This window comes from Bradyrhizobium sp. I71, from assembly GCF_022354745.1.
Lineage (GTDB): Bacteria > Pseudomonadota > Alphaproteobacteria > Rhizobiales > Xanthobacteraceae > Bradyrhizobium > Bradyrhizobium liaoningense.
This window is the reverse complement of sequence record NZ_CP059398.1, coordinates 5242038-5259499: the sequence shown is the minus strand read 5'-3', so window position 1 is coordinate 5259499 and position 17462 is coordinate 5242038. Positions and strand designations below refer to the sequence as shown.

Annotated in this window: 16 protein-coding genes; 5 read left to right on the top strand and 11 right to left on the bottom strand. The window is 64.5% G+C overall.

The genetic code is table 11. The features are described 5' to 3' along the window. Nucleotides 1–263: 263 nt before the first annotated feature. The 5 genes from FJV43_RS25335 to FJV43_RS25315 all read right to left on the bottom strand — a co-directional run bounded on the left by FJV43_RS25335 (nt 264) and on the right by FJV43_RS25315 (nt 7711). Entirely contained in the window at nt 264–887 is a 624-nt protein-coding gene (locus tag FJV43_RS25335) for a flavin reductase family protein (protein ID WP_239621798.1), read from the bottom strand. A 179-nt stretch (nt 888–1066) separates the two neighbouring features. Next, complete coding sequence (locus FJV43_RS25330) at nt 1067–1666, bottom strand: TetR/AcrR family transcriptional regulator (RefSeq protein ID WP_239621797.1); 600 nt, start codon at nt 1664–1666, stop codon at nt 1067–1069. A gap of 34 nt (nt 1667–1700) precedes the next feature. Further along, the gene (locus tag FJV43_RS25325; protein ID WP_239621796.1) at nt 1701–4838 is read right to left on the bottom strand and encodes an efflux RND transporter permease subunit; all 3138 of its coding nucleotides are present in this window, start codon (nt 4836–4838) and stop codon (nt 1701–1703) included. A 178-nt stretch (nt 4839–5016) separates the two neighbouring features. Further along, entirely contained in the window at nt 5017–6123 is a 1107-nt protein-coding gene (locus FJV43_RS25320) for an efflux RND transporter periplasmic adaptor subunit (protein WP_239621795.1), read from the bottom strand. A 247-nt stretch (nt 6124–6370) separates the two neighbouring features. Next, a complete protein-coding gene (locus tag FJV43_RS25315; RefSeq protein WP_239621794.1) occupies nt 6371–7711 on the bottom strand; it encodes an MFS transporter in 1341 nt (446 codons plus the stop codon). Between the two features lie 81 nt (nt 7712–7792). Between FJV43_RS25315 and FJV43_RS25310 the strand changes: the two genes are divergently transcribed. Then, nucleotides 7793–8245: a DUF2809 domain-containing protein gene (locus FJV43_RS25310; RefSeq protein ID WP_239621793.1), complete on the top strand. Its 453-nt coding sequence runs from the start codon at nt 7793–7795 to the stop codon at nt 8243–8245. Here FJV43_RS25310 and FJV43_RS25305 read toward each other — a convergent pair. After that, a complete protein-coding gene (locus FJV43_RS25305; protein ID WP_239621792.1) occupies nt 8235–9269 on the bottom strand; it encodes a substrate-binding domain-containing protein in 1035 nt (344 codons plus the stop codon). The genes FJV43_RS25310 and FJV43_RS25305 overlap by 11 nt on opposite strands. A 226-nt stretch (nt 9270–9495) precedes the next feature. Here FJV43_RS25305 and FJV43_RS25300 point away from each other — a divergent pair, with 226 nt between their 5' ends. Further along, nucleotides 9496–10446, top strand: coding sequence for a DUF1932 domain-containing protein (locus tag FJV43_RS25300; protein WP_239621791.1), 951 nt, complete (start codon nt 9496–9498; stop codon nt 10444–10446). A gap of 19 nt (nt 10447–10465) precedes the next feature. Here the strand turns inward: FJV43_RS25300 and FJV43_RS25295 are convergent, their stop codons facing one another. Next, nucleotides 10466–11632, bottom strand: coding sequence for a crosslink repair DNA glycosylase YcaQ family protein (locus tag FJV43_RS25295; RefSeq protein WP_239621790.1), 1167 nt, complete (start codon nt 11630–11632; stop codon nt 10466–10468). 109 nt (nt 11633–11741) lie between these two features. Next, nucleotides 11742–11987 (bottom strand): hypothetical protein, encoded by a 246-nt coding sequence (locus FJV43_RS25290; RefSeq protein WP_131866094.1) that lies wholly within the window; start codon nt 11985–11987, stop codon nt 11742–11744. A gap of 335 nt (nt 11988–12322) precedes the next feature. On the opposite strand from FJV43_RS25290, the gene FJV43_RS25285 reads away from it, so the two are divergent. Next, complete coding sequence (locus FJV43_RS25285) at nt 12323–12964, top strand: OmpA family protein (protein WP_239621789.1); 642 nt, start codon at nt 12323–12325, stop codon at nt 12962–12964. A 56-nt stretch (nt 12965–13020) separates the two neighbouring features. On the opposite strand, the gene FJV43_RS25280 is transcribed toward FJV43_RS25285, so the two are convergent. Then, nucleotides 13021–14451, bottom strand: a complete 1431-nt coding sequence (locus tag FJV43_RS25280; RefSeq protein ID WP_239621788.1) for a phospholipid carrier-dependent glycosyltransferase — start codon at nt 14449–14451, stop codon at nt 13021–13023. A 51-nt stretch (nt 14452–14502) separates the two neighbouring features. Between FJV43_RS25280 and FJV43_RS25275 the strand changes: the two genes are divergently transcribed. Both FJV43_RS25275 and FJV43_RS25270 read left to right on the top strand, forming a co-directional pair. Continuing rightward, nucleotides 14503–15204 (top strand): FecR domain-containing protein, encoded by a 702-nt coding sequence (locus FJV43_RS25275; protein ID WP_239621787.1) that lies wholly within the window; start codon nt 14503–14505, stop codon nt 15202–15204. A gap of 2 nt (nt 15205–15206) precedes the next feature. After that, nucleotides 15207–16376: a hypothetical protein gene (locus FJV43_RS25270; RefSeq protein WP_239621786.1), complete on the top strand. Its 1170-nt coding sequence runs from the start codon at nt 15207–15209 to the stop codon at nt 16374–16376. A 78-nt stretch (nt 16377–16454) separates the two neighbouring features. Here FJV43_RS25270 and FJV43_RS25265 read toward each other — a convergent pair whose 3' ends face one another. Both FJV43_RS25265 and FJV43_RS25260 read right to left on the bottom strand, forming a co-directional pair. After that, the gene (locus FJV43_RS25265) at nt 16455–16943 is read right to left on the bottom strand and encodes a VOC family protein (RefSeq protein WP_239621785.1); all 489 of its coding nucleotides are present in this window, start codon (nt 16941–16943) and stop codon (nt 16455–16457) included. A gap of 35 nt (nt 16944–16978) precedes the next feature. Beyond that, nucleotides 16979–17407, bottom strand: a complete 429-nt coding sequence (locus tag FJV43_RS25260) for a VOC family protein (RefSeq protein WP_239621784.1) — start codon at nt 17405–17407, stop codon at nt 16979–16981. Between the last annotated feature and the right edge of the window lie 55 nt (nt 17408–17462).

The following is a 17462-nucleotide window of genomic DNA, read 5'->3' as shown; positions in this document are numbered from 1 at the left end:
CGCGTTTCGCGGGTATTTTAGCGGAAAGTGGGTGGCGGATGTGAAGACTTCGGCTGCGACATTGACGCGGCCGGGCGGCCCCGGACCATAACGGCCGGGGTGCGGGGGCGGTTCCGGGAGGGGTAATGGGGGTAGAATGTCATTCCGGGGCACGCGAAGCGTGAGCCCGGAATCCATCGTGCGGCAGCGTCGGTGGATGAATGGATTCCGGGCTCGACGCTACGCGTCGCCCCGGAATGACATGTGGAGAGAGAAGCGCCGGCCTAATCCGGCCGGATCATCTCGAACATGTTTTCCGGCTTGATCTCGAAATAGTCGCCGCGGCGGCCGGCGCGGACGATCGGGCGGGCGGCGGCGGTCTGGTAGACGCCGTCCTTGATCATGGCCTTGTCGATGTGCACGGCGACGACCTCCCCTAACGTCAGCCAGGCGTCGGCCTCCTTGCCGTCGGCGCCCTTGAGGCGGACGATGTCGGACACCTTGCACTCGAAGGCGACGGGGCTCTCGCCCACCCGCGGCACGTTGACGAGCTTGCCGGGCACGGCGGTGAGCCCCGCAAGCTTGAACTCGTCGACCTCCGGCGCGACATGCGCCGCGGTCGCGTTCATGTGCTTGGCCAGGTCCATCGTGGCCAGATTCCAGACGAACTCGCCGGTCTGCTGCATGTTCTCGACCGTGTCCTTCCAGTTGGTGGAGGAGAAGCCGATGATCGGCGGCACGTAACAGAACGCGTTGAAGAAGCTGTAGGGCGCGAGGTTGACGTGGCCCTTGGTATCGCGGGAGGAGATCCAGCCGATCGGCCGCGGCGCGATGATGGCGTTGAAGGGATCGTGCTTGAGGCCGTGGCCCTTGGAGGGCTCATAGAAATAAAGGTCTTTGTCGGTCACGCGGGTGCTTCCTTTTCGTCATTGCGAGCGCAGCGAAGCAATCCAGAATCCCTCCCCGGAGACAGTCTGGATTGCTTCGCTGCGCTCGCAATGACGGAGTTTGTTGGTCCGTCCTGGCCGCTTCCAGCCGGTCAGCCCGGGGGCGGCCGGCTGCTTATAGAGGGAAACTCGCCGCCCCGTCAGTGGCGCGGCGACAGACCCGCGATGACGAAATCGATCATCTGGTCGATGGTCGGGCCCGGCTTGGTGGCACACTGGGCGATCATCTGGGGGTGGAAGAACCGCATCATCGCGGTGCAGGCGCACAGCGAGGCCAGCTGCAGGTCCGGCGCCTCGAACTCGCCGGAGGCGACGCCTTGCGCGATCATCTGTCCGACCACGCCGGCGATACACTCCATATGGTTGACGCAGACCTGCCAGTCCTCCTGCATCGCGATCTCGACCATCTCGTGCAACTTGTTGTCGCCGACATAGCGCTCGGTGTTCATGCGGTGGATGGTGGTGAGCAGATCGCGGAAGCGCTCCCTGACCGGACCGGGCTGTGCGACGATCCGCCGGGCCTCGAGCTCGACCTCGCCCATGAGCGAGCGGGCCACCGCCTGATGAATCGCTTTCTTCGATTCGAAGAAGCGATAGACGTTGGCGGGGCTCATCCGGAGCTCCTTGGCGATATCCCCGACCGTGGTCTTCTGGTAGCCGATTTGGCGGAACAGCCGCTCAGCCACCTCGAGAATACGATCCCGGGTCTCGCCTTCGATATGTTCCGCAACCAGTGTCATTTGTCAGGACTCGTCCGCCAGCACTTCATCTCACTTATTCAGCCGCTTCAGCAAGCGGAATAGCTGAATGCTCATCGCTCCCATGCTGCGGCGCGGCAGGCTGTTCGGGGATACCTGCCTCATCCAGGCTCTTCCTGAACCACAGGGCGTAGAGGCCCGGCAGATACAGGAGCGTGAGGAAGGTCGCGACGAACAGGCCGCCCATGATGGTGATCGCCATCGGGCCCCAGAAGGCCGAGCGTGACAGCGGGATCATGGCGAGGATGGCGGCGAGCGCCGTCAGCACCACGGGCCGGGCGCGGCGGACGGTGGCTTCCACGATCGCCTCGCGCCGAGGCAGGCCGTGCGAGACGTCGGTCTCGATCTGGTCGACCAGGATGACCGTGTTGCGCATGATCATGCCGGCGAGCGCGATCAGGCCGAGCAGCGCCACGAAGCCGAACGGGGCATTGGCGACGTTGAGGCCGAGCGAGGCGCCGACGATGCCGAGCGGCGCGGTCAGGAACACCAGGATCAGGCGCGAGAAGCTCTGAAGCTGGATCATCAGCAGCGTCAGCATCACCATGACCATCACCGGGAAGAGGATGAAGATCGAGGCGTTGCCCTTGGCGGATTCCTCGAACGCCCCGCCCGCCTCGATCCGGTAGGCCGGCTCGAGGTGGTCCGTGATCGCCTTCAGCTTCGGCGTGATCTGGTTGGTGACGTCGGGCGCCTGCACGCCGTCGACGACGTCGGAGCGCACGGTGATCGCCATGTCGCGGTTACGCCGCCACATGATCGGTTCCTCATGGGCATACTCGATCTTGGCGATCTGCTGCAGCGGCACGGCAACGCCATTGCGCGAGGTGATGGTGAGATCACCGACACCGCCGAGGTCGAGGCGTTCGGACGGGATCGCGCGGGCGACCACGCCGACCTTCTCGATGCCGTCGCGCACGGTCGTGACCTGCGAACCCGAGATCAGCATCGCCAGCGCCTGCGAGACGTCCTGCGGGGTCAGGCCCATGGCACGGGCACGATCCTGGTCAACGACGAGCTTGAGGTAAGGCGATTGCTCGTTCCAGTCGAGCTGGACGTCCTTGACGCTCTTGTTCTGCCGCATCACGTCGCGGACCTGGTAGGCGATCTCGCGCACCTTGTTGGCGTCGGGGCCGATGACGCGGAACTGGACGGGGAAGCCGACCGGTGGACCGAAGTTGAAGCGGTCGACGCGCACGCGCGCCTCGGTCAGGAAGCCTTCGGCAGCTGCGTTCTCGATCTTCGCCTTGATGCGCTCGCGCGCCTCGACGCCCTTGGCGACGATGACGATCTCGGCGAAGGCCTCGTTCGGAAGCTGCGGATTGAGGCCGAGCCAGAAGCGCGGCGAGCCTTGGCCGACATAGGAGGTATAGGTCTCGATGTCCTTGTCGTCCTTCAGCAGCGTTTCGGCCTTCTTCACCGCCTTCTCGGTGACGTTGAAGGCGGTGCCTTCGGGCAGGCGCAACTGGAGGAACAGCTCGGGCCGCTCCGACAGCGGGAAGAACTGCTGCTGCACATGGCCGAAGCCGACGATCGAGGCGACGAAGACGACGACGGTGGCAACCACCACGGTGATGCGGTGATTGACGCACCATTGCACGATGGCACGCAGGCCGCGGTACATGCGGGTCTCGTAGACCGCGTGCGGATCGTGGTTGTGGTGCGCCTTCATGTCCGGGAGCAGCTTGACGCCGATATAGGGCGTGAAGATCACCGCCACGAACCAGGAGGCGACCAGCGCGATCGCCACGATCCAGAAGATGCTGCCGGCATATTCGCCGACCGCGGAATTGGCAAAGCCGATGGGGAGGAAGCCGGCAGCCGTGACCAGCGTTCCCGTGAGCATCGGGAACGCAGTCGATTCCCAGGCAAAGGACGCCGCGCGCATGCGGTCCCAGCCCTGCTCCATCTTCACCACCATCATCTCGACCGCGATGATGGCGTCGTCGACGAGCAGGCCGAGCGCGATGATCAGCGCGCCGAGCGTGATGCGGTGCAGATCGAGCGACATCGTGTTCATGACGATGAAGACGATGCCGAGCACCAGCGGCACCGACAAGGCGACCACGATGCCGGTGCGCCAGCCGAGTGCCAGGAACGAGACGAACAGCACGATGACGAGCGCTTCCATGAAGGAATGCACGAACTCGCCGACGGCGTGCTCGACCACCTTGGGCTGGTCGGCGATCAGCTTGACGTCGATGCCCTGCGGCACGGCCTTCATGAACTCGTTGGTCGCCTTCTCGACCTCCTTGCCGAGATCGAGAATGTTGGCGCCCTTGGCGGTGACGACGCCGATGCCGATCGCGGGCTTGCCCTCCTGGCGCACGACGAAGCTCGGCGGATCGACAAAGCCATGGGTGACGGTGGCGATATCGCCGAGGCGGAACACGCGGCCGTTGCTCTCGACCGGCGTTTCGGCGACGGCCTTGGCACCGTCGAGTGCGCCGGTGACGCGCAGCGGCACGCGCTGCGACGAGGTCTCGACCGTGCCGGCCGGCGTCACGTTGTTCTGCTTGGCGAGCGAATCGAACAGCGCCTGCGGCGTGATGCCGAGGGTGGCGAGCTTGGCGTGGGAGAACTCGACGAAGATGCGCTCGTCCTGATTGCCGTAGACGTCGACCTTGGTCACGCCGGGCACCTTCAGGAGGCGCTGACGAAAACCTTCCGAGACCTTCTTCAGCTGGGCATAGTCGGCGCCGTCGCCGGTCATCATGTACAGGATGGAATCGACGTCGGAGAACTCGTCGTTGACGACGGGCCCGAGGATGCCGGACGGCAGCTGGCCCTGCACGTCGACCAGCTTCTTGCGCAAGAGGTAGAAGAGATAAGGCACGTCCTTCGGCGGCGTGTTGTCGCGGAACGTAACCTGGAGCGCGGTGAAGCCGGGCTTGGAATAGGTCTGCACCTTCTCGAAATAGGGCAGCTCCTGGATCTTCTTCTCGATGGGGTCGGCGACCTGGGTCTGCATCTCCTGCGCGGTCGCGCCCGGCCACATCACGGAGACGTTGACCACCTTCACCGTGAAGAAAGGATCCTCGGCGCGGCCGAGCTTCTCATAGGAGAAGAAGCCGGCGACGCCGAGCACGATCATCAGGAAGAGAACCAGCGTCGGATGACTGACGGCCCAGGCCGAAAGGTTGAAGCGCTTCATCGCTCTCTCCGCAAAGAAGATCCAGTTGCAAATACGACAGCCGCTCTATCACCCCGTCATCGCGAGGCAGCGAAGCAATCCAGGGGGCTGGGCAGGTTCTGGATCGCTTCGCCGCTTCAGCCTTTGCTTAGGGACAAAGGCCGAAACTCTCCTCGCAAGGACGAACTCGTAAACAAACCTAGAAAGACAGGGACGACACGATCCGCACCCGCTGGCCCGGATCGAGTTTCTGCACACCGAGGGTGACGATCTTGGCGCCCTCTTCGACGCCACTGGTGATGATCACGTCGTTGCTCTCGTAGGACTTCACCGTGACCGGCTTCAAAGTGAGCGCACCGTTGTCGTCGACGACGTAGAAGGACGGCTTGCCGCCTTCATTGAACAGTGCCGACAGCGGCAGCCGCGCGACGCGCTCGGTCGCGGCGTCCGACAGCGTCAGCGTCGCGGTCATGCCGAGCGCGACCTTGTCGTCGGCCTCGGGCAGCGAGAACTTTGCCAGATAGGTGCGCGTGGCCGGGTCGGCCGCCGGCGCGATCTCGCGCAGCTTGGCCGCATACTTCTTGTTCGGCTCGGACCAAAGAGTGACGCTGGCGACGCCCGACTTGGCGCGTCCGACCAGCGTCTCAGGGATCGCGACGACCGCTTCCTTCTCGGCAAAGCGGGCGACACGGATCGAGGCCTGGCCCGCGGCAACCACCTGGCCGGGCTCGATCAGCGTTGCGGTGACGACGCCTCGGGCGTCGGCGTTGAGCGTCGCGTAGGAAAGGGAATTCTTGGTCAGTTCGACCGAGCGCTCGGCCCGGTTCAGGCGCGCGCGGGCCTCGTCGGCGGCGGCGCGGCTCGAATCCAGTTGCGCATCGGTGGTCCAGCCCTTGGCCTTCAGGTCCTTGGCGCGCTGCTCGGCGGCGGCGGCCTGGGCCAGCACACCGGTCGCGGCAGTCTGCTCGGCGACGGCCTGCTCGGCCTGGAGCTTCAGGTCGATCTCGTCAAGGGTGGCCAATGGCTGGCCGACTTCGACGGTCTGGCCGACCTCGACCAGGCGCTTGGCAACCTTGCCGGCGACGCGGAAGCCGAGATCGCTCTCGATCCGCGGCCTGATGGTGCCGACGAAGCTGCGCTCCGGCGTCTCGGCACTATAATGCGCGGTCGCAACCAAAACCGGCCGCGGCGGCTCGGCCTTCTCGGCGACAGTATCATTGCACCCGGCCAGGGCTGCGGCCATCAGAGCCAGCGACACACCCGCCAAGAGCTTGGAATAGCTGGATAATACCGACCGGACGAACATCGAAGGACACTCCTGCATCTCGATTTGAGGAATGTCGACTAATCACTGACGAAAGTCAATAATCGTCAGTCATCAGGAAAGCGTGATCGTTAAGCGGTGGTAAGGGTTGGGGGGGGGGCCATGTTGCGAAGGTGCGATTGTAGGGCGGGCAAAGCGGAGCGTGCCCACCAATCCGATCAGCGCAGGGAAAGATGGTGGGCACGGCGCGCAAGGGGCGCGCCTTTGCCAACCCTACTAATTGACGCCCTTACCGCCCCTGCTCGGCAAACTCGTGCTTGCTGTCGTGGCCGCCGACGAAGACCAGCAAGCCGGCGATCAGGGGCAGCACGGCGAGGACGAGCAAACCGGTCGAGGTCTGGCCGGTGGCTTCCTTGACCCAGCCGATCAAATAGGGCCCGCCGAAACCGGCGAGATTGCCGATCGAGTTGATCAGGGCGATGGCGCCGGCCGCCGCGGTGCCGGAGAGCCAGGCGGTCGGCAACGTCCAGAACACGCCGAAGCAGCAGAACACGCCGATCGCGGCGACCGTCAGCGCCACCATCGTCAGGGTGGGATCGGTGAGAGAGGAGGAGATGCCGAGGGCAACGGCTGTGAGCAGCAGCGGGGCGCCGACATGCATGACGCGCTCGCGGCTCGCATCCGAATGCCGCGCCCACAGGACCATGGCGATGGTGCCGAACAAATACGGGATCGCGGTGACGAAGCCGGTCTGCGCGTTGGTGAGGCCGAACGCCTTGACGATCTGCGGCAGCCAGAACTGCATGCCATAGAGCGCGCCGACGAAGCCGAAATAGATCAGGCTGAGTGCAATCACCTTCTGTGACGACAGCGCCTCGCCCAGCGAGAAGTGCTTCACTGCCTGCTTTGCCGCGATCTCCGAGTCGAGCTTGGCCTTCAGCCAGGCCTTCTGCTCGGCCGAGAGCCAGTCCGCCTTCTCCGGTCTGTCGGTGAGATAGAACCAGGTGACGATGCCGAGCAGCACGGAAGGAATGCCCTCGATGATGAACAGCCACTGCCAGCCCTTCAGCCCCATCATGCCGTCGAGCCCGAGCAGCAGGCCCGAGATCGGCGCGCCGATCACGGTCGAGACCGGAACGGCGATGGCGAAGGCCGCGAGGAAGCGGGCGCGATATTGGGCCGGATACCAGTAGGTGAGATAGAGGATGATGCCTGGGAAGAAGCCGGCCTCGGCGACGCCGAGCAGGAAGCGCAGGACGTAGAAGCTCGTCACGCCGCTGACCATTGCCATCAGTGCCGAGATGATGCCCCAGGTCACCATGATGCGGGCGATCCAGCGGCTCGCGCCGAATTTTTCCAGCGCAAGGTTGCTCGGCACCTCGAAGATGAAATAGCCGATGAAGAAGATGCCGGCGCCCCAGGAGAAGATCAGCGGGGTGAACTTCAGCTCCGCATTCATGGTCAGCGCGGCAAAGCCGAGATTGACGCGGTCGAGATAGGAGAAGAAGTAGGCCAGCACCAGGAACGGAATCAGGCGCCAGGAGATGGCGCGGATGGTCGAGGTCTCGATGTCGCTCTTGCTGGCGCTCTTGGCTCCGCCGACAGAACCGGCATAGGTGGTCTGGCTCATGGCTTCCCCCCGGGGTTGTTGCTTTTCTAGGGCTGAGTGGCGGTTTTGAGCATCGCGGGCAAAGAGTCAATGGAACGAGCAATGCGCGGGGCGCAGCCGGATCAACCTGTTGCGCCGGTCCTGACATCGCTGATCCGCGCCGGCCTCACCGCGATGGTGATCGTCTGCGGGTTGTCGCTGCGCTGGTACGGCTTTCCGCTCGGGCTTCCGGCCTTCGTGGTGAAATATGGCGGCTCGCTCTTGTGGGCCACGATGGTGTTCTTGCTGGTCGGGGTTGTGCTGCCACGCCTCACGCGGACGCAGATTGCGGCCATCGCGGTGGCGATTGCGGTCATCGTGGAATTCTCCCGCCTGGTGCACACGCCATGGCTCGATGCGTTCCGGCTGACAGCGGCCGGCGCGCTGCTGCTCGGTCGCATATTCTCGCTGTGGAATCTGGTCGCCTACCTCGCCGGTATCGTCGTCGGCATCTGGCTCGACAGCCGCGTCGCGAGAAACCGGATTCAGCCCCAGCCAAACACGCTCAATTCGTAACAGGCCGCGTCGACCCGCGAATGATCAGTTCCGTCGGCACGGTGAGACCACGGCCGCGCTCGATCTCATCGCCGCGCATACGCTCCAGCAGCATGGTCGCGGCATGGCGGCCCATCGCCGCGAGATCCCACGCAATCGCCGTAATGGGCGGCGTATGCAGTTCGGCGAGATCCGAATCGCTGCCGGCCACCACCGAAATCCCGTCCCCGACCGCGATGCCCATCGTTCGCAGCGCTCTCAGGCAACCGCCGAGCATATCCATCGCCGCGACGAAGAGCGCCGTCGGGGGATCGGCAAGGCTCATCAGCGACGCCGTCGCCCGATAGGCTTCTTCACTCGAGAGCACATTGTCGCGCAGCAGCCTCGGATCCGGCACGACGCCCGCCGCCGCATAGGCCTCACGAAGTCCCTCGAGGCGGCTGCGCGACGGGAAGGCCTTGGTGTCGCCGACAAGCACGGCAATTCGCCGGTGCCCAAGGCCGAGCAGATGGCTCGTCGCAAGGCGCGCGCCCTGGCGATGATCGGCTGTGACGCGATCCAGTGCCTCGATACGATCCCGGTCGATGAGCAGGACCGGCATCGGCGCCTCCGACAGCGCTTCGCGCACGTCGCGATGCTGCTCATCGCTCAGCGTCATCATCACGCCATCCACCCGGCGCCTGCGGAAAGCACTCAACAGGGCGATCTCGACTTCGGGACGATTGGTCGTGCTCGCCAGCAGCAAGGTGTATCCGGCCTCACGCAGGACCGCTTCGGCCTCCTTGATGAACAGCGCGAAGCGCGGGATGTCGAAATCACGAATGGCGCAGGCGACGAGCCGCGACCGGCCCGCGCGCATGCTCTGGGCCGTGACGTCGACCTCATAGCCGAGATGCGCCATGGCCCTTTCGACGCGCTCGCGCAGCTCTCTGGTCACCGTGGGATGATCGTTGAGCACACGAGATACCGTGCCGACCGCGACGCCAGCCTCCCGGGCGACGTCCCTGACCTTCACGGTTTGCGATCGGCGAATCTGCGCTGGCATAGAATCATATGAACCGGTTCACGACTTCTGGCAAGGTCGTCCCATCGAGGTTTGCTATATAATTGAACAATTTGCTCAACAATTGTTTCCGGCGATCGTCCCGCAAATGAACCGGTTCATTGACTTCGACGTCGAACTCAGCACAATGGCGGCGGTGGGAAGTCGCGCGAGGAGACCTCGCCCTCCATCGGAATCGGACCGGTCGGATACAGGAGACAGCTCAGCCATGCAGCAGCCCAAGATCGCCTTCGTTGGATTTGGCGAGGCCGCGCAATGCTTCGCAAAGCATCTCGCGACCCAGACCCGAGCACGGATCGTCGCATTCTGTCAGGGCAAGACGAACGCGCCGCCCTACTCTCGGGCTTTTCGCGCGGTGGCGGCCGATTGTGGCGTCACGCTCGCCGACCGGCTCGAGGACCTCACGGACGCGGACGTGATCTTTTCCGCCGTCGTCGTTGCCGTCGCGGCTGAGACGGGTGAGGCCATTTCGAAGATCATCCGTCCCGGCTGTCTCGTGGTGGACATCAACGCTGCGACCCCGCGAACGAAGAACCGTGTCGCCGAAGCCGTCGAGGCGCGCGGCGGCCTGTTCGCGGACGCGAACCTGATGGGCTCCGTCGATCTCTATGGTGCCGCGGTCACGCTCTACACGTCCGGCAGCGGTGCCGAGCGCTTCGCCGACATCTTCAAACCACTCGGCTTCCGCATCGAGGTGGCTGGTCCCGAAGCCGGGACCGCAGCGGCCGTGAAAATGTTGCGGAGCGTGGTGACGAAAGGCATGGAGGCGCTGCTGGTCGAAGCTCTGACCGCCGCAACGCTTGCCGGCGTGCGCGATGAAACCATGCGCGGGATCTGCACGTCGATGGATGCCACCACGTTCAGCAAGTTCCTGGACATGTGCGTCCGCTCCGACGTCCTTCATGCCGAGCGCCGGGCGGTGGAGATGGATGGCGTGGCGGCGGGCCTGCGGGAACTGGGATTCGACCCCGTGATGACGACTGCCACGACCGAGCGCCTGAGAGTCTCCGCGCGACTGGGGCTGCGCGACGAGTTCGCGCGACGTTCGGACTATTCCGCCGCCGAGGTGCTGGACCGGTATGCGTACGTGCTGTCCGGTCCTGGGGGCCGCGAGACTCGCACGCACTCAGGGATTCATCCTAATCGCATCGCGCTTTAGACAGGGGAATGATGACGGCTCACTCCGTGAGCTGAAACCGTTCGAAGCGATCGAGCTCTTCCTCGATCACACGCTTGAGCTCCTTGCGCCCCGCGGTCTTCCTCCCCTGCCCGACCCAGGTCCATTTCTGCATCAAGAGCTTCTTCGCCTGCCGGTCGGTCTTGAGATCGAGCGCGGCGACGATCTCGTCGCCGACCAGCACGGGCAGCGCGAAGTAGCCGAGCTTGCGCTTGGCCTTCGGCACGTAGGCTTCGAACAGATGGTTGTAGCCGAAGATGAGATTGGTGCGCTTGCGCTGGATGATCAGGGGATCGAACGGCGAAAGAATGTGGACGAGATCGGGCGGCGGCCCTTCGCCGCCCGCCTCCAGCGCTGCGGGCGAGGCCCAATGCTCCTGCTTGCCGGCGCCCTCGAGCGTAACAGGCACGAGCTCGCCGCGGCGGACGCGCGAGGCGATCAGGCGCGCGACCGGCTTCTTGCTCGGCGCGTCGAGATGGCAGATCGAATCGAGACTGACCACGCCCTGCGCGCGCAGCGCGCGGTCGAGCAGATAGGCCGTGATCTCCCTTGCCGATGCCGGCCTCGGCAGCTTGTCCCAGCCGAAATGACGGTTCATCAGCTCATAGGTCTTGAGCATGCCCTGGCGCTCGCTGATGGTGACGGCGCCGGTATAGAAGGCGAGTTGCAACGCGCGCTTCGACGGCTTGCGGCTCTGCCAGAGGTGCTCCTTTTCGACGAGCACGTCGTCCTCGATGTCGCGGATCGTCAGCGGGCCGGCGCGCAGCAGTCGCATCACCTTGCGCGTGTCGGCCGGCTTCACCGAGCCGAACCATCTGTGTCCCTCGCGCCGGTGCTCGCGCATCGCCGGCAGGAAGAACCGGAAGTCGGCGGCCGGCACGTAGGAGAGCGCGTGGGTCCAGTATTCGAACACGCTCTTGTCGACGCTGTGGGCCTGGCGAAGATCGGCGCGACGGTAGGACGGGATCCTGCTGAACAGGATATGGTGATGGCAGCGCTCGATGACGTTGATGGTGTCGATCTGCACATAGCCGAGATGAGCAGTCGCGTCGGCGACGGCCTGCGCGCCCTCCCCGAACGGCTCGCGCACGTCGAGCCGCTGGGCACGCAGCCAGATCTGCCGGGCCTGTTTGGTCGAGAGCGGAAGTGGTTTCGGGGCGCGGGGCATTGCGGAATGCAATGTAGCCGGATTCGCCGCGAGGCAAGAAGCAGGGACACGAAAAAGCCGCGCTGCCATCTGCTGCCAGCGCGGCCATCACGTCCGGGATTGCGGGAGCCTACTTCATCGCCATCGCCTTCTCGGCGCTCATATAATGCTTGCAGGCGCCGCGCATGTTGCCCTTGCTCATGTCGGAATTGGCCGCGGCCATCGACTTCCTCGCTGCGATCTTGCCCGGCGTGTCTTCGCCGCCCATCCCGGCAACGAGCTTGGCCATATTTGCACTGGTGCACGCCATCTTGGCGGCGGATGCGGGGGACAGCGCAAGCGCCACGAATGCCGTCGCGAGCAACAGGGTCTTCATCAATCTTCTCCTCCAGGAAAGGCAGCCGGCCTGATGCCGGCCACCACAACTGCCATTCTTCAACGGCAAGTTTTTCAGGGAGAAGACATTTCGTTGCCGCATTGCCGAATCAGCCCGCTCTCGGCGTGCGGCTTTTGGGCGCTCCCCCGACGCTCTTTCGACGATCAGGAACGGGGATTTCCGGGGTTCCCAGTCCCGCCCCAAGCCGCAGACGATCGAACCAGATCAGAGCCGCGGGCAATTTCGAATGTGAGGAAGATCACATCGAGGCTTTTGAACCTCCCCTAGGCTCGCAGTATCAAATCGCCATCAGGCGTAGCAGCGAGGATTCGACAATGACCCGTTTTGATAAGTCTTTTGCATTGAAGGCGATTACTCTTACCGCAGCCCTGTCGATGACGGCGGGCCTGGCCCTGGCCGGCGACAGCAATGTCTCCACCGACAAAATCATCGATGCACTGAAGCCCAAGCCGGCAACCCGCGGCCTGTCCGTCGGTCCGCAGGCCGACACGACCGCGCAAGCCAAGGAAGCGACCTTCCTGAACACGGTGCGCAACCGCTCGACCAGGTCGCTCTCGACCGGCGAGCGCGAGCAGATCGCCGAGCTCGCGGCGACCAAGCCGAAGATCGATCTGGAGATCCAGTTCGACTACAACTCGGCCGACATCGCCAAGACGTCGCTGGCATCGGTGCAGGCGCTCGGCAAGGCGCTGTCCGATCCGGCGCTGAAGGGCTCGACCTTCGTGGTCGCCGGTCACACCGACGCGACCGGCGGCGAAGAGTACAATCAAGGGCTCTCCGAACGGCGCGCCGACACCATCAAGAAATACCTGATGCAGAACTACGGCCTCAACGGCACCGATCTGGTCACCGTCGGCTACGGCGAGACCAAGCTGAAGGATGCCGCCAACGGCACCGACCCGATCAACCGCCGCGTCCAGGTCGTGAACATGGACACCAAGACCGCAGCGAAGTAACACGCGATCGTCGCGCAAGAGACACGCCGCCTGCCCCAGCCCGGCAGGCGGCGATGTCATATCCAGCTTTGAAACAGCATCAGGCGGCCGAAGGTTCGCATGGACGTGCCGATGAAGGCTGCGGAAATCGGCAGCATGACCGCAAAGCCGGCCGCAGCGACGCCGACATAGGCCCACAGCAGCCAGCGCGGCAGCCCCTCCCGGCGCAGCACATAGACCAGCGCCAGCGACGCCGCGGTCGCGGCCGGCAGGTAGTAGTAGATGAAGCCCAGGGTACGCGGCAGCAACGCCCAGGCGAGCCAGGGACCGAAATAGAATGCCGCGATCAGGAATGCATCCCACCGCCGCGCCAGGATGAAATCCCGCAACACGATGACCAGCGCGAGCAGAGCCGGCCAGAGCACCAGCGGATTGCCGAGAAAGACGATCGCAGCGACGTTGTCATCTCCCGTCTTGTCGAACAGGAACCACACCGGGCGCGCGAGCAATGGCCAGGACGGCCATGCGCTCATATAGGTGTGGCCGGCGATGGCCGTCGTGGTGTTGTCGGCGAAGATCCGCCGCTGCGCCTCGATCAAATCCGGCAGCGACACGCCATGGAGCGGGACGAAAGCGGCAAGGTAGGTCACCATCGGCAAGACGGCGAAGCAGAGCGCGACATGATGCAGCCTCAAGCCGGGCCACAGCTCCGGCCGATACCAGTCCTCCGGCCTCGCGTCGGCGAACCGCGTATGCCAGCCCTGCATCAGGCGGATCACCGCAACGATGCCGATGCAGACGCCAAGCGGAAACAGGCCGCTCCATTTGCAGGCCGCAGCAAGTCCGAACAGAGCTCCTGCCGCGGAAAAAAAGGCATGCGGCCGCTCTCCTCGAAAGCCATGCATGAAGGCCGCGGTCGCAAGCAGGCCGAAGCCGAGTGCAAAAACGTCGAGCATCGCGATGCGAGCCTGCACGTACAGCATCTGGTTGAGCGCCGCAATCAGCGCCGCGGCGATCGCGGGCCCTTGCGCGGAAAACAGCGCGAGCCCGCACAGATAGATTGCAACGATCGCCAACGCGCCGAACAACGTCGCGGGGTAGCGCCAGCCAAGCGCGTTGTCGCCGAAGGTTGCGATCGATGCCGCGATCAGCTCCTTGGCCAGCGGCGGATGCATCGGATTGAGCATCGGCTGCGACATCACGGGCGCCAGCATCTGCCGCGCCGCCGGCACGTAATGCACCTCGTCGAAGACGAATTTCTCCGGCGTGGTGAGACCGATCAGCAGCGCCAGATGAGCAAGCAGGAAAATCGCGACAGCAATCACTGCGCTCCGCGACAGTTTTGGAACTGCGAACGCCTCGAGTGGCTGCTGTTGAGATATCTTGCGTGGCAAATTTGCGTCACCGCGGACAAAAACAAGGATCGTCGTTTTCATTGAACGCATTCTGCCGCAACTGTCACTAAGCATAGCGCACGTCCCGCGCCGCTTGTGATAATTTCGCCACATCGCAAGCGAGCGCGATCCGGTACGATCAGGGACATATCGATCGGTTGCGAAATGAATTTGCGTTTTTGGCTTTTCTCCATCCTCTCGTCGGCCGCATTGTGCGCCGGCTCCAGCGCGCAGGCGCAGACTCGCGTCGGCGAAGCCGTCGTGATCCAGAACGAGGTCGTGCGCGTGGCCGCGACCACGACGCCGATCAATGTCGGCGACAGCATGCTGCGCGACGAGACCGTGCGCACCGGCGCCGACAGCGCGGCGCGTTTCGTGATGGCCGACAGCACCAATCTGTCGCTCGGCCCGAGTGCCACGCTGAAGCTCGACCGCACCGTCTTCAACGACGAGCGCAGCTATCGCGACGTCGCGATCCGCATGACCACCGGCGCCTTCCGCTTCGTCACCGGGCGTTCCGACAAGGCCGCCTACAAGATCACGACGCCGCTTGCGACCATCGGTGTGCGCGGCACCACGCTCGACATTCTCTCGCAACGCGGGCGCTCCGTGGTCGTGCTTCAGGACGGCGCGGCCAGCGTCTGCACCAAGAGCTCCCAGTGCGTGCAGCTCACCCAGCCAGGCGACACCGCGATCATCACCTCGACCGGCGGCAAGGTGAGCATCGCCAAGTCCAATACGCCGCCCTGGACGTTTGCCGCCAATTGCGCCGCGAGTGCCGGACTGTGCGCGGTCAACCAGTACGCCGGCGCCTCGCCGACCATCATGCCCGCCGTCCAGGACGACGGCATGCTGTGCGGGCGCTGACGATGACGAAATATCGCTTCCGGCGCCTCATCCTCATCGGCGTGCTGACCGCATTGGCCGCGTTTGCGCTTGTCGCCTCGGGGGCCCGCCCGGCGGCTGCGCAGGCGTCGGAGTGCGGGTCCGAGTGCGGCGAGCCGACGCCTTATCCGTCGCCGACCTACACGCCCTCGCCAGCGCCCTCCCCGAGTCCTACGCCTTCACCAAGCCCTGCGCCCTCACCGTCGCCGAGCCCGTATCCTTCCCCCAGCCCATATCCGTCGCCGAGCCCGACACCAACCGGCGCGGCTTCCAGCGGCAATTCGATCGGCGGCCTCGCCAACCAGCGCTTCAACCAGATGATCACCAACCGGGTGCTCGGCACGGTGCTGCTCGGCGTCAACGAGCAGATCAATTGCGGCGACTGCATCAGCGCATTCGGCTCGGCCGGCTCGTTTTCGGCCGGCATCCACGGCCGCAAGGCGCTGACCAACAATCTGTCGCTGCTCGCCGGCATCGCCTACACGCATTACGACGAGGGCGGCTACAAGATCACGAGCGCACCGATCGGCGCTTTCGCGTTGCGCTATGACTTTACCGATTGGGGCTCGTCGCGGCCGTTCTTCGACGTCGGCACGATCCTGACGCCATGGGAGAAGGCGCGCTACACGCGCAGCTACGACACCAGCCTCGGCCCGGTGAGCGTGACCAGCTCGACCAACGCCTCGAACTACGCCGTCTACGGTCGCGCCGGCTGGATAAGCCGCCTCTCGCCGCGCGACGAGGTCGCGGCCTCGATCGAGGTCTGGCAGCTCTGGCAGCGCGTCTCCGGCTATAGCGACAGTACGGTGGCCTTCAATCCATTCGACGCCAGCATCGCTGATGGCACCGACCGCACCAGCCTCGTCAAGATCGGCGGCCAGTGGACGCATCTCTTCGGCAGCAACATCGAGACAAACATCAATGGCGGCTGGGTGCAGTCGTTTGCGAGTCACAGCGGCATCGTCGCCACCGTGACCGGCAACGGCACGGTGGTGCCGACCATGGGCAACCAGGGCTGGTTCGAATATGGCGGCCGCCTCGGCTTCCGCGTGCAGAAGGGCTGGATCGTGGATCTCTTCGCCAACGGCACGCTCGGCCCGCAGCCGGTGGGCAACACCATCCACGGCGGCGTCGGGCTGCGGATCAATTATTAGGACGGAGATCTCGCCCCAAATTCCGCTGTCATGTCCCGCGAAGGCGGGACATCCAGTACGTCGCGGCTTCTCCGTATCTCACGCCGCCGGCTTGCCCTCGAAGGCCTGACGCAGGACGGCCACGTCGAGCTTGACCATCTTCATCATGGCCTGCATCGCGCGCGCGGCCGCTGCCTTGTCCGGGCTCGACAGGAACTCGAACATCACTTTCGGCACCACCTGCCAGGCCACGCCCCAGCGATCCCGGAGCCAGCCGCACTGCTCTTCCTTGCCGCCATGGGCGAGGAACGCGTTCCAGACGCTGTCGACCTGGGCCTGGTCGTCGCAATGGATCATCAGCGAGATCGCGTGGGTGTATTCCATCTTCATCCCGCCATTGAGCGCGACCAGCGGCTGTCCGGCCACCGTGAACTCGACGACGAGCACGGAGCCCTCCTTGCCGGAGGGGCCGTCCGAAACGTTGCGCTGGACGTGCGTGATCTCCGAGTTCGGAACGAGCGAGACGTAGAATTTGGCGGCGTCCTCGGCATCGCCGTTGAACCACATGCAGGGCACGAGCTTGGACATCGTGAATGCTCCTCTTCAGATCTTCCGGGCTCGGATCAGGCGTTCGCCATCTCGGGCTGCAGGGGGGCGGCCGCGAGATCCATCCAGTTCACACCCCACATATGGCCGTCGGGATCCTCGAAGCTGCGGCCGTACATGAAGCTGTATTCGTCCTTCGGGCTGGGATCGGCCACGCCGCCTGCCGCCGCGGCCTTGCCGACGATATCGTCGACGTCGCTGCGACTGTCCGCGGACAGGCAGAGCAACACCTGGTTCGAGGTCCTGGCATCCGCGATCGGCTTTGGTGTGAACTGGCGGAATTTGTCGTGGGTCAGCAGCATGGCGAAAATGGTCTCGGAAAAGACCATGCAGCTCGCGGTCTCGTCGCTGAATTGCGGGTTCTTGACCGCACCGACCGCCTCATAAAAGGCGGTCGCGCGCTTGAGGTCGGTCACCGGCAGGTTGACGAAGATCATCTTGGGCATCGGAAGCTCCTCGGGTGGGGTTCTGCCCAAGGACGGACGGCCAGGCCGCCATCCG